Origin of the sequence: Phytoactinopolyspora endophytica (assembly GCF_004138495.1) — a bacterium.
GTDB classification, from domain to species: Bacteria; Actinomycetota; Actinomycetes; order Jiangellales; family Jiangellaceae; genus Phytoactinopolyspora; species Phytoactinopolyspora endophytica.
Window position 1 is genome coordinate 17,687 of the sequence record NZ_ML142850.1, and the last position, 12,332, is coordinate 30,018.

10 protein-coding genes and 1 pseudogene are annotated in these 12,332 nt (G+C 66.3%); 8 read left to right on the forward strand and 3 right to left on the reverse strand.

Going from position 1 to position 12,332, the window contains the following annotated elements; all coding sequences use genetic code 11:
- On the forward strand, positions 1–1,709 hold a 1,709-nt coding region (locus tag ELR45_RS03465), incomplete at its 5' end, for an LVIVD repeat-containing protein (protein WP_165367443.1).
- 47 nt (positions 1,710–1,756) lie between these two features.
- Here the strand turns inward: ELR45_RS03465 and ELR45_RS03470 are convergent.
- Positions 1,757–2,197 carry a YdeI/OmpD-associated family protein gene (locus ELR45_RS03470; RefSeq protein WP_129663525.1) on the reverse strand — a complete coding sequence of 147 codons (441 nt, stop codon included), beginning with the start codon at positions 2,195–2,197 and terminating at the stop codon, positions 1,757–1,759.
- A 322-nt stretch (positions 2,198–2,519) separates the two neighbouring features.
- Here ELR45_RS03470 and ELR45_RS03475 point away from each other — a divergent pair, with 322 nt between their 5' ends.
- From ELR45_RS03475 to ELR45_RS03490, 4 genes are all read left to right on the forward strand, one after another.
- The gene (locus ELR45_RS03475) at positions 2,520–5,201 is read left to right on the forward strand and encodes a winged helix-turn-helix domain-containing protein (protein WP_129663527.1); all 2,682 of its coding nucleotides are present in this window, start codon (positions 2,520–2,522) and stop codon (positions 5,199–5,201) included.
- 163 nt (positions 5,202–5,364) lie between these two features.
- Positions 5,365–5,793, forward strand: a complete 429-nt coding sequence (locus tag ELR45_RS03480) for a DUF6325 family protein (protein ID WP_129663529.1) — start codon at positions 5,365–5,367, stop codon at positions 5,791–5,793.
- Between the two features lie 8 nt (positions 5,794–5,801).
- Entirely contained in the window at positions 5,802–6,119 is a 318-nt protein-coding gene (locus tag ELR45_RS03485) for an SHOCT domain-containing protein (RefSeq protein ID WP_129663531.1), read from the forward strand.
- 9 nt (positions 6,120–6,128) lie between these two features.
- Positions 6,129–7,322 (forward strand): cation:proton antiporter, encoded by a 1,194-nt coding sequence (locus ELR45_RS03490; RefSeq protein WP_205855802.1) that lies wholly within the window; start codon positions 6,129–6,131, stop codon positions 7,320–7,322.
- Between the two features lie 14 nt (positions 7,323–7,336).
- On the opposite strand, the gene ELR45_RS03495 is transcribed toward ELR45_RS03490, so the two are convergent.
- Positions 7,337–7,765, reverse strand: coding sequence for a DUF7144 family membrane protein (locus ELR45_RS03495; protein WP_129663533.1), 429 nt, complete (start codon positions 7,763–7,765; stop codon positions 7,337–7,339).
- 23 nt (positions 7,766–7,788) lie between these two features.
- Between ELR45_RS03495 and ELR45_RS03500 the strand changes: the two genes are divergently transcribed.
- Entirely contained in the window at positions 7,789–7,974 is a 186-nt protein-coding gene (locus tag ELR45_RS03500; RefSeq protein ID WP_129663535.1) for a hypothetical protein, read from the forward strand.
- 34 nt (positions 7,975–8,008) lie between these two features.
- Positions 8,009–9,754: a SulP family inorganic anion transporter gene (locus ELR45_RS03505; RefSeq protein ID WP_129663537.1), complete on the forward strand. Its 1,746-nt coding sequence runs from the start codon at positions 8,009–8,011 to the stop codon at positions 9,752–9,754.
- Positions 9,755–9,787: 33 nt separating this feature from the next.
- Here the strand turns inward: ELR45_RS03505 and ELR45_RS03510 are convergent, their stop codons facing one another.
- Positions 9,788–11,473 (reverse strand): SulP family inorganic anion transporter, encoded by a 1,686-nt coding sequence (locus tag ELR45_RS03510; RefSeq protein ID WP_129663539.1) that lies wholly within the window; start codon positions 11,471–11,473, stop codon positions 9,788–9,790.
- Between the two features lie 232 nt (positions 11,474–11,705).
- On the opposite strand from ELR45_RS03510, the pseudogene ELR45_RS36665 reads away from it, so the two are divergent.
- A pseudogene (locus tag ELR45_RS36665) lies at positions 11,706–12,332 on the forward strand (voltage-gated chloride channel family protein); the annotation flags it as partial.

Sequence of the window (12,332 nt, forward strand, 5' to 3'; positions counted from 1 at the left end):
ACGAGAACGCGACCACGGACGTCTGGGCACACGGCCGCTTCGCCTACACGGGCACGTTCAACAGCCCCTGCGGGGGCGAGCCCGAGGCCGGTATCTGGGTCTGGGACGTCCGCAACAAGAACAGGCCGTCGTTCGCAGGCATCATCGAGTCGGAGCCGGGAAGCCGGTCGAACGACGTCAAGGTCGCCACGATGAACTCCGGCGACATCCTGGTACACACCAACGAGACATGCGGGGAAGGCGGCCTCGGCGGTTTCGAGGTCTACAACGCTGACGACCCGCGCAATCCCGTGCATCTGGCGACGGTACGGATCGACGAGCCCAACGAGGTCCTGCGAACCGAGTTCGGCGCTGTCAACCGGGGCGTGCACAACCTGTTCCTGTTCACGCAGGGCACCCGCGACTACGTCGCGCTCGCCACGCACGGCAACGCGTGGTTCGGCAGCACTCAGATCTACGAGATCACCGACCCGGCGAACCCGCAGTTCGTCAGCGCGTGGGGGCCCGAGCTCCTGTGCGAGGAGGACTTCTGCAGCGACGACCCGTACAACGAGACAGATCCGGACGTGCTCGTCGACCACATCAACTGGTGGGTGCTCGGCGACCCTGAGGGACCCACACCGGGCTTCGGATCTTCGACGATCCGGTCCGTGCACGACATCACGGTCACCGACGATGGGAACCTGATGTACGCCGCCGGTTGGGACGCAGGTCTCGTCCTGCTGGACATCAGCGACCCCGCCAACCCCGAAGTGGTGTCGATCGCGCTCGATCCCGAGAACGGCTCCCTGGACGGCGAGGTCAACAGCCATTCGATGTGGCCGAGCGAAGACGGCACCATCGTGGTGGAAGGCGAGGAGGATTTCGCCGCCTGGGTGACGGTCCAGCCGCCGGGCAGCCTGACCTTCGGCGAAGGTGACCCAGCCGCCCCGCTTCCCGGCACCGCTGTCAGCACATCCGCCGGCGACGACATCGAGGCCAGCCAGACCGGGAATGCGGGCACAGTCGACGCGGACAGCCTCGAGGTGACCTCGGGACCGCTGGCCGGTAGCACCTATCCAGCAGTGGAGCTCGCCGGTGACCAGCCGAAGTTCGACGATGTCGGGCCGGTGAGCGGCGACATCGTGTGGATCGGCCGAGCCTGCGACGGTGACGAGGTCCTCAACGCCGACGCCATCGCCGACGGCGGCATAGCCGTCGTCCGGAGGGGAGAGTGCCCCTTCCGGGACAAGAACTTCAACGCCGATGCGGCAGGCGCCGACGCCGTCGTGATCGCGAACCACCTTACGGACGACACTCCGTGGGGCGGCCTGCGGATCTGGGACTACTCCGATCCGGAGAACCCGGAGCTGGCGTCGACATTCGACACGGAGTGCAGTGCTTCGCCCACCCCGATCCCCGAATGCGACCCGCTCGGCACGTACTCGGTCCACAACGTCATCGTCGAGACCAACGATGACGGCCGGGTCAAGGCGTACGTGTCCTGGTATTGGGACGGCATGTTCGTCCTCGACGTCACCGACCCCGGCAGTCCGACCCAGACCGCTCGGTACTTCGACAACTCCGAGGAGTTCCTGGAGTCCAACGGCGGCAACCCGCACGACTTCTGGGGCGTGGACAAGATCCCCGACCAGCCGTGGATCTACGGATCCGACCGCAACGGAGGCTTGTACGTCTTCCAGGAGCGCGGCAGGGGCGCGTCCGGGTAAGCGATGATCCTTGGTGCCCGGCCGAGGCGTCGGCCGGGCACCGGCGTTCAGCTGAGCGCGGCCAGGACCTTCTGTACTCGGCGGTCCCGTGTCTCCTCGGTCTTGGCGTCCACGATGGGCTGTGCGTGCTGGCGCTGCTTGCTGTAGGACAGGGACTTCCAGGCTTCGGCAGCAGCCGGGTTCTCGGCGAACGCCGCGGCCAGGGCTTCAGGCACCTCGACCGTGCGTGGGGCGTCGTCCACCTCGAGGGTGACTTCGACCTCGTCCCCAGCGCCACGCCCGGTCGCCTCCCGGGTGGCAGCGTTGAACGAGATCAGGAACTTTCCGCCCATCGAGGCGATGGTATTGCGGTAGGTGTAATCGCCGTCGATGGTGACGACGACGGGTACCCGCTTGCCGCGCCCGAAGCCGAGTACGACTTCTTCCGGGACAACGATGCCGACATTGTTGCCGCCGCTCGCCCACAGGGTTGTCCTGAAGGTGGCCATGAATGTCTCCTCCGTCAGATCGGTGTACTGATATCGCTGTACTGACACTTGGACTCGAGCAGAAAGCGATTCTGATCGCTGCGGCGAGGGCCGGCACGCTTCTTCTCGCACATCCTCGTCATTCATGGTGTCCGGTCTCACGTGACGACGCGCACGTGGGGAGCGATCTCCGCCATACGTTCCTCGTCGTAGATGCCCAATCTCGACACGCTATACGGCAGTTGGTCGCCTCAAGGGTTGCGTTTGGTCATGCATTCACCTACATCGGGTGAAATGTCTCGAATTGATAGCGATCTTGTCGGGGTGTCAGTAGCATCGCGATGTGGGTGGCGGATTGGGTACGGGCCTGCGCTCGCATGTGATGGGGTCGAGACTGCGGATACCGCAGACGCTCGGAAACGTCGTTGCGCGTGACCGCCTCCTGCAGGCAATGCGGATCGACGAGGATTCATCGCGGTTCGTCACCGTCGTATCTGCGCCGGCCGGTTCCGGAAAGACGACGCTGCTGGCACGCCGTGGACGACAGCTCCAAGACGAGGGCGAGTGCGTGGGATGGTTGTCGCTCGATGCAGACGACAACGATCCGGTCGTCCTCTGGTCAGGTGTTCTGGGCGCATGCGACCGCGCTGTGCGCACGGCGAACGGAAGGAACGATGCGCTGGCCGGGCTCGCCCCGACCCGCCCGATAACCTCCGGGTTCCTGGCCGATTTCTGCCATGCGGTCGAGGCGCTACCGACCCGGCTCTGGCTGATCCTCGACGATGTGCACGAACTCGTGACGAGAGATGCGCTGGACGGGCTGACAAGACTCCTGCGCAATCCTCCGCAGAACCTGAAGCTGATGATCGGTTGCCGTTACGATCCCCCGCTCCCGCTGGCACGGATGATGCTCAACGAGACCGCGTTTGAGATTCGGTCCGCGGACCTGGCGTTCGACCGCGAAGAGACGTTGACGCTCCTGCGTAGCCATCATCTGTGCCTCGATGATCACGACGTCGATCTTCTCCTCGACCGGACCGAAGGATGGGCGGCCGGCTTGAAACTCGCCGCGCTGTCGCTGACCCGGTCTGACGAGCCGAAAGCACATCTCGCACGATTCGCCGGCGACGAGCGTCCGGTAGCCGATTATCTGGTGTCTGAGGTCCTGTCGCACCAAACCGAGGCAACACGAGACCTGCTGCTCGCGGTGGCCGTACCCGAGAGGCTGACGATCGAGCTGGCCGACGAGTTGTCCGGCCGTTCCGACGCCGGTGCGGTGCTGGAACAGCTGGCCCACGACAATGTTCTCGTCTACCGCGAAGATGCGCCTTCTCCGACGTACCGCCTGCACTCACTACTCCGGAGCTATCTTCTCGCGGAGCTCGACCGCCGTGACGCTGAGGCCAAACGCGCCCTGCATGCCAAGGTTTCGGGCTGGTTCGATCAGCACGGACTCGACGGCGCGGCCTTGGACCACGCCACGAAGTCCGCCGACTGGGCGGCCGTGGTACACCTGCTCAGCCAGCACGGGCTTCAGCTCGTCCTGTCCGGAGACCCTCGCCCCGTCGAACGCGCCCTGCGACTGGTTCCCGTCACAGCTCTCGACCGACCAGAGATCTCACTACTCGGCGCAGTCACCGCGCTCAGCTCGGGAGACATAGGTTCCGCACAGGACTATCTCGATCGCGCGCTGCCAAGGCTGGAAGCGGGCGACGATCCCGACACGCGTGACCTCGCTTCGGCCGTACTCCTCTACCGCTCGCGCGTGGGCGGCGTCCGACCGGCCGGCGAGCCGTCCGACGGGACCGCACCGCTGGCGCCGAGGACCCGGACGACGGCGGATCGGCCGGAGCTGGGCCTGCTGATAGCGATCAACCACGGGATCATCGATCTGATCTCGGGCGACTTCGAACGGGCGGATACCGAACTCAGCGAGGCGCTGGACGCAGCCAGCCGACACCACTTCGACTTCCTGGCTTTGGACTGCATGGCGCATCTCGCTATCAGCGCGGGCGCTGCCGGCAACGCCGAACGAACGTATGCGCGGGTTCGCGATGCCATCGACTTCGCCGATCGCCGCGGGTTGTCGTCGGCGACGCCAATGGTGCCCGTCTACCTCATGGCCGCTTGGGCATCGTGGGAGACTCTGGATCTCGACGGAGCAGACACGATGGTGTCGCTGGCACGCGCCGTCGATGGTGACGTGGAACCTCAGGTCAGGTTCTCGGTCGAGGCGCTGCAGGTCTACGTCGACTTCGTCCGCGAACGCGATGTGATAGGCACGCGCAACAGGCTCAGACGTGTGTGGGACGCAGCCCGGGCCATCACAGTTCCAGCTCAGGGCCTCAGCAAACACTGTCTGACAGAGCTACAGCTGGCCATGGGTGTGCGGGACGGATCCTGGATCGACGAGGTGGTGGTCAGGGCGGACATGATCCTCCCAGACACCGCGGACGCCCTGGTGATGCACGCGCTGGCCGATCTCCATCGAGGCCGCTGGGACCATTGGATCGAAAAGCTCTTGACCATGCTCGCGGAGGGACGATGCTGCGAGTGTGTCAGCGCCGACATCGCCGGGTGGTTGCTCGCCGCGCACATGGCCGACGTGAACAACCAACCGTCCAGGGCGCACGATGCGCTGATCGAGGCGCTGGATCGTGCCTCGCCGCGCGACGCGCGACGCGACGTAGCGACGAGTTCCGACCGGGTGAAAAGGCTACTGAGCATTCACCGTGGCCGCCTCGGCCGCCACGAGCGATTTGTCAGCGACGTGATTCACACGTTGCACGGCTTCCAAGAAGCATCGGATACCGTGCCGCCGTTTGCGGGCGGTGAGGCACTCACGGAGCGTGAGATCAGCCTCCTCCATGACCTCCCGTCGTTGCTGTCCTTGACAGAGATCGCCGATGCCCACGTGGTGAGCCTCAACACGGTCAAGACGCATCTGAAGGCGATCTACCGCAAGCTCGACGTCAGCAGCCGTCGAGCGGCCGTGGAACGCGCCCGCGTGCTCGGCCTGCTGTGACCCAGCGTTCGGCTTCACCCGATACGGGTGAAGCCGACCCGGTCGGCGGCGAGGAGCATGGCCATGATTCATCACCGCGAGAGATACGACATGGCCACGAGGAGAAGAGGCTCCGCGAGGCGTTCTCGCCGGAGTGAGGGACGCACCCTGTTGGGAGGACAGCATGGACGACAGCGGGCCCGTGGAACTCGTCCTCGTCGAGTTCCCGGGCAACGAGTTCACCGGCGAGATCGTGAGTGAGCTAGCACGACTGGTCGACAACGACACCATCGAGCTTCTGGACGTGATCCTGATCCGTAAACAGGCCGACGGATCCGTTCAGTGGCTGGAAGCCACCGAGGCCGACGACGTCCAGCTGGCCGAGCTCGTCGGCGAGCCTGCGGGGCTGCTCGGGGCGGAAGACGTCGAGGACATAGCGGCTGAGCTGAAGCCGGACTCCTCGGTCGGCATGATGCTGTTCGAGCATTCGTGGGCGGCACGGCTGGCGAGCGCAGTCAGCCACGCGAACGGACGGCTGATCGACTCGCAGCGGGTGCCCGCCGCCGCCGTGGACGAGCTGAGAAGCATGCTCGAGGAGGTCAGCCTGCCATGATCAGAAGAATGGGACGGCCTGGTTTGCTCGGAACCATGGCCCGCACGGCGGCGATCACGGGGACGGCGACCGCTGTTCACCGTTCCATGACGCGAGCCGCAGACCGGCGTGTCCAGGACAGGGCCGCGGCCGATGCCTACTACGCCCAGCAAGCTCAGGCCTCCCCGATGCCGGCGACGGCACCACCACAGCAAGCGACGGTGCCTACGGCGACCGGGAACGTCGAGGACATGACGTCCAAGCTCAGCAAACTCGGCGAACTGCACGCGCAAGGAGTTCTGTCGGACACGGAGTTCGCCGCTGCCAAGGCGAAGTTGCTGAGCTGAGAGCGCACCGTGGCGCAGGAGACCTTGACCATGCTCGTCGTGGTCTTCCTCGTGGCCGTTACCGCACCCTTCATGGTGGATCGCCTGCGTGCGTGGGTGGCCGTGCCTTCCGTTGTCGTGGAGATCCTGCTCGGCATCCTCGTCGGCCCTCAGGTCCTGGACCTGGTGAGCGACACCGATGTGATCGCTGTCCTGGCTGATCTCGGACTCGCGTTCTTGATGTTCCTCGCCGGGTACGAGATCGAGTTCGCCCGTGTGCGCGGCGATCCGCTCCGTCGGGCGGGATGGGGATGGACCGCCTCGTTGGTGATCGGCCTAGCTGTGGGCCTGATGGTCGCCGGTGGGACCACCGGCCTGGTGATCGGTCTGGCCCTCACCACGACGGCCCTCGGCATGATCGTGCCGATCGTCCGCGACAGCGGCGCCGCGGCCACCCCGTTCGGCGACCGGGTGCTGGCCGTCGGAACCGTTGGGGAGTTCGGTCCCATCATCGCGATCGCGTTCGTCCTCAGCGGCGAGCGTCCGCGGCACACCATCGCCGTGCTAGCTCTGTTCGCCGCATTAGCCCTCGCCGGCGCCTGGCTCGCACGCCAACCGCGGCATCCCCGGCTCGGCCGGGTCGTCACCACGACACTCGGCACCAGCGCTCAGGTTGCGGTGCGGCTGTGCGTACTGGTCGTGATCACGATGTTCGCACTGGCGGAATGGCTCGGGTTGGATCCGGTACTCGGCGCGTTCACCGCCGGCATCCTGGTCCATCTCTCCCTCGAGTCCAGCGATCCGGTCGAGACGGAGATCGTTCACGGCCGGCTCGAAGGTATCGGGTACGGCTTCCTCATCCCGATCTTCTTCGTCGTTAGCGGTGTGCGACTCGACGTCGAGAGCTTGGCCTCCGACGTCTGGGCGCTGGCCACGGTGCCCCTGTTCCTGGTGCTGTTTCTGGTCGTCCGTGGGATCCCGACGTTCCTCCTGCACCGCGGCGTCCTGGCCCTGCGCGACAACGTGGCACTCGCGGCGCTCGCCGCCACGGCGCTGCCGCTCGTCGTCATCATCACCACGGTCGGCGTCGACACCGGAGTACTGGAACCCGAGCGGGCCGCCGCCCTGGCCGCGGCCGGCATCCTGTCCGTTCTCGTGTTCCCCATCTGCGCAGCACGCTTCCGCGGCCACACCCCCTCGCCCACTCAGGCCGAACAGGCCTGACACCGTTCGCGTGGCTACCGGACGCCCGGCGCGTCGAAGATGCCGGACTTCGTGACGGCCCAGATGACGAAGACGTCGATTGCAATGATCAGCAGAGACCAGAACGGGTAGTAGGGGATGAAGAAGAAGTTGGCGACGGCGCTGAGAGCCGCCAGGGAGATGGCCGCGACCGCCGCGACGGTGCTCCCGGCCAGCAGGTAGAACCCCGCAATCGCCACGATGACACCAAGGACCAGGTGAATCCATCCCCATGCCGTGATATCGACGTCGAACGCGTAGTTCGCGGTCTGAACGAAGAACTCGTCTTCGATGATGGCCGCCAGACCCTGGAACACCTGGAACACGCCGATCATGATCATCATCGTGGCGGCGAAGACGACACCGCCGGTCGCCCATGCCGACGGCCGGTGTGCACGGCTCTCCGGCGTACGCTGGTCAGTCATAGCTACCTCCCTCATATGCAGGTGTGACCACCACGTGTGTGGCGGCTCGCTTCACCATGGCCCGGTTCGAGCATGATCAGGCTCACCCGCCGCGGGTGATTCACCCCGCCCGGGTGATCCTCATCGACACGACGAGCCATGCGGCCACCGAACCACCCAGCCCGATGAGCAAGCGCCACGGCGGTCAGAGCCTCACCCGATCGGGGTGAAGACCGCGCACCGGCCCGCCACCAGAGTCGGCTCATGGCCCGCCTACGGACCTTGGCGCAGCGCACGAGCGTGGCCACGCGCGGCTGGCTGCGAGATATCCGTCCAGAACGCCGTCACCTGCGCACCGACGCGATCGCAGCTGTGCCCAACTCGGTCAGTGGCGTCCCCGACGGCATGGCATCCGCGGCGCTGGTCGGGGTCAGCCCGGTATACGGGCTCTATGCGAACATCTTCGGCCCGCTGATCGGTGGCCTGTTCACCAGTACCCGCATGATGATCGTCACGACGACGACCGCCGGCGCCCTGGCGGCCTCATCGGCCTTGAGCCACGTGGACAGCGCGGAGCGCCCTCAGGCGCTGTTTCTGCTCACGCTCATCGTCGGCGTGCTGATGATCGTCGCCGGTGTCCTGAGGCTGGGACGCTATGTCCGCTTCGTCTCGCACTCGGTCATGACCGGGTTTCTCACCGGCGTCGCGGTGAACATCCTCCTGGGACAGCTGGCCGATCTCTCCGGAGCCGACGTGGATGGTGCCACCAGCGTCGCCAAGGCGGCCGACCTCGCCACTCATCCAGGACGGGTGGATTTCGCCTCTCTCGTCGTCGGCCTCACCACCTTGGTGATCCTCTTCGGGCTGGCCCGGACCCGTCTGGTCGCCGTCAGCGCGCTCCTGGCACTAGTGGTGCCGACCACGGTCGTCGCCGTGTTCGGGCTGGACAACGTCGCCCAGGTTCGAGACTCCGGTGACATCCCCCGGTCCCTCCCGCTGCCCGCGTTACCCGACCCGGGTCTGTTCTCGTTCGAGCTCATCACCGGAGCGGTCGCCGTCGCCGTGATCGTCCTAGTCCAAGGCGCAGGCGTGAACGAATCAGCGCCCAATCCCGACGGTTCCTCCGACATCAACCGTGACTTCACCGCTCAGGGCATCGCGAATGTGACCGTGGGGATCTTCCGCGGTCAGCCGGTGGGAGGATCGGTGAGCCGCACGGCACTGAACGTCGCGGTGGGACCGCGGACTCGATGGTCCGCCATCCTGTCCGGCGCCATCCTGCTCCCAATCGTCGTCCTGTTCTCCGGGCTGGTAGGCCTGGTTCCCCTACCGACGCTTGCGGCCGTGCTGGTCTTCGCCGCCGTCAAATCGCTGTCCCCATCGGGTGTCGTGACGATCTGGCGCACCGGTGCCACGTCGGAGATCGCGTTGGTGACGACGTTCGTTGCGACACTGCTCCTCCCCGTCGCGGCGGCCGTCGGCATCGGCGTCGCGTTGTCCCTGCTGCTGCAGTTGAACCAAGAGGCCATGGACCTCAAGGTGGTTGAGCTTGTGCAAGACGACGACGGCCGGTTCATCGAACAGCCCGCACCGGCAGAGCTTCCAAGCGAGAAGGTGACACTGCTCGATGTGTACGGCAGCCTGCTCTACGCCGGATCACGAACGCTGCAAGCGCACCTGCCCGATCCCACGCATGCCCAGCGAGCCGCGGTCATCTTGCGCCTGCGCGGACGCGTCTCACTCGGCGCCACGTTCTATCGCGTCATTGGCGCCTACTCGAAACAACTGGCCCGGTCCGGGAGCCGGCTCTACCTCTCCGGCCTCGATCCCCAGCTGGTCAAGCAGTTGCGGCGTGCTGGAGGAGTCGACCTTGCCGGTCCGGTTCGGGCGGTTCCAGCGACACCGGTGCTCGGCGCGTCCACACGACGAGCACAGGCACTCGCCGACTCCTGGCTCATCCGGCATCGCAACCATGACGACGCGAAGCCACCCGCAGAGCCAGACGCCTGAGAACTGACCTGGAAGGCGCTGCGCGCCTTCTTGCTACGCCGATTCCCGGGGCCCGCGCCGCAGCCACTCCTCGGCCGCGGCATACGCGGCTTCGACTGCGGCGAAATGTGTGTCCCGCTCCTCGAAGACGCCGTCCTCGCCGAGCCGCTCCGCGAAGCCGGATCGCTGGAGCACACGGATGAACTGAGGGTGCACACCGACGAGAAGCAGCCGGCTACCCAGCTGCTCGAGGTCGCTGTCATAGCGTTCGAGCGTCTTGAGCAAGGCTGAGCTGGCGATGTCTGGCAGGGCACGCAGGCGCAGAACAATCACGGCGTCGCGGGCATCGGACGTGTCCGGCCACTGCTCGGCCAGGCGATAGATCTCGGCGAAGAAGCTGACGCCCGTGTAGTTGAGCACTGTGACCGTGTTGGGTGCGATGCGCCTCGGAGGGTCGACGTCTCGCCAACCGCCGTCCGGATCGCGGACCAGGGCAGTCAGCCTGCCCTGCCGAGCGGCCTGCGTGCAGTAGAGCAACAGCGAAAGGACAGCACCGAGGACAATCGCGTTCTGCAACGGGATCTGGGTCGTCGCCAGAAAGGTGACGACCATCGCGAGGCTGGACAGCCACGACGTGCGCAGGACGAGCACGATGTCGGTTTTCCGTTCCCAGAGAAGCTCGGCCCCGATGACCACGATCAGGGCGCCGATCACCGGCATGGGGATCAGCTCCGCGTACCGGCCCACGGTCAGCACGATGAGCCCAAGCCACACACCTGCGAATATCCCAGCCCACCTGGTGGTCGCGCCGGCACCGGCGGCGACCCCAGTCCGCGACATCGAGCCGCCTGCCGGCAACGCTTGAAAGAGGCTACCGGCGATGCTGGCCGCGCCCTGTGCACCAAAGTCGCCGTTCATGCTGGTCCGCGACCCATCGGGGTTGGGCATCGCGGTGCTGATGCTGGCAGCTTGAGCCAGCGCCACCAACGCAATGGAGACCGATCCGACCACGAGATCCGAGGCGACCGAGAGGTCGGGAAGCACCGGCGCCGGTAGGCCTGCCGGTATCTGTGCGATGTCACCGGCCAGCTCGACGTCGGGACCGGCGACACCGACGACGGCAGTCATCGCCAGCATCGCCACCAGGATCGCCACCGCTGTCAGGGGCCGAATCGACCGGCAGATTGCCCAGATGGCCACAGTAGCCATGGCGACGCCTACCGCAGACGGCACCCAGGATCCGGCGTTCAGGATCGTGTCGAGGAGTTGACCGAGCTTGTTGTGGACGTCGGAGTCGTAGCCGGTGGCATCGCCGAGCGAACCGGTGATGATCTGCAAGGCGATGCCGACCGAGAACCCGGTCATGACGGCGTTGGACACGAAGCTCATCGCGGCGCCCATCCTCAGGACGCCGAACAGCAGCATCACCAGGCCGGTCATCAGGACAAGCGTCGCCAACTGGTTCTGATCGGCCGGATCGAGCCCAGCCTGTGTCAGTGCGCTCTGCGACGACAACGCGATGGCGCTCGTGAGGGTCGTCACCATGAGCACGGTCCGCGCGAACATCGAGCCCACAATGGTGGGAACGATCCCCGTGTAGATGCCCATGACAGGGTTGAATCCCGCCAGCTTGGCGTACGCCATACCTTCAGGGATGCTGAACAGCCCGGCGACGAAGCCCGAGACGGCGTCCTTCGGCGTCGGCCGGCCGAATCGCGACAGCCAGGCGTTCCAGCCCATGTAGCCTCCTCGTCCGGTAGCGACGGCCCACCGGTCAGGTTCCGGCTCACACAACTCGGTGGCATCACCCGCCAGGGGTGACGTTCGGCGCATGCGCCAGGTGCACGATGGCCGAAGGCCGGCCGAGCGCTGTCGGCCATGGTCCGCGGATCGCACAGCGTCCGTTGCGGCGTCCTGAGTCTCCGCGGCTGCGGGAGGGCGCCGCCGCCCACGACAGGCACAGGAGGCACGGATGGCCGAAGCCACCGCCAGGCCGGCGCATCCAGCATCGAGACTGTTGGCGATGTCGGCGCCGGCACTGGTCATCGGTGTCGGCTCGGCCGTGATGCTTGTCGCGGTGTTCGCTGTGGCGGATCGGCTGGAGCGGCTGCTGTGGGAGAGCTGGCCGTCGGCCATGGGTGTGCCCGAAGACGCGGCATGATGGACGGTGGTGATCGTGACGCTCACCGGCGCCGCGGTCGGCGTCGTCGTGTGGAAGATCCCTGGCCATGCGGGACCGGATCCGGCGACACAGAGCCTCGTCTCTCCCCCGCTGCCGCTGAATGTGCTTCCCAGCCTCGCTGTTGCTCTGGTGATCACACTCGCCGGTGGAGTGAGCCTCGGACCGGAGAACCCGATATTGGCGTTGGCCGTGGCTCTCACGCTCGCCGCCGGTGTTCGTGCACGCCCGGGTGTCGCGCCCTCGGCATGGGCCGGGCTCGCCACCGCGGCCATGGTGGGCGCGATGTTCGGGACACCGGTCGCGGCGGCACTGATACTCAGCTCGGCCCTCACCGGCTCGGAGAAGACGCCGTTGTGGGATCAATTGTTCGCACCGCTGGTCGCGGCGGCGGCCGGGGCCATTACCGTCGTCCTGCTC

Coding starts and splice junctions, on each gene's coding strand:
- ELR45_RS03470 (WP_129663525.1), bottom strand. CDS start 2,197: ATGGCCACCTTCAGGACAACCCTGTGGGCGAGCGGCGGCAACAATGTC.
- ELR45_RS03480 (WP_129663529.1), top strand. CDS start 5,365: ATGGACGACAGCGGGCCCGTGGAACTCGTCCTCGTCGAGTTCCCGGGC.
- ELR45_RS03485 (WP_129663531.1), top strand. CDS start 5,802: ATGGGACGGCCTGGTTTGCTCGGAACCATGGCCCGCACGGCGGCGATC.
- ELR45_RS03495 (WP_129663533.1), bottom strand. CDS start 7,765: ATGACTGACCAGCGTACGCCGGAGAGCCGTGCACACCGGCCGTCGGCA.
- ELR45_RS03505 (WP_129663537.1), top strand. CDS start 8,009: ATGGCCCGCCTACGGACCTTGGCGCAGCGCACGAGCGTGGCCACGCGC.
- ELR45_RS03510 (WP_129663539.1), bottom strand. CDS start 11,473: ATGGGCTGGAACGCCTGGCTGTCGCGATTCGGCCGGCCGACGCCGAAG.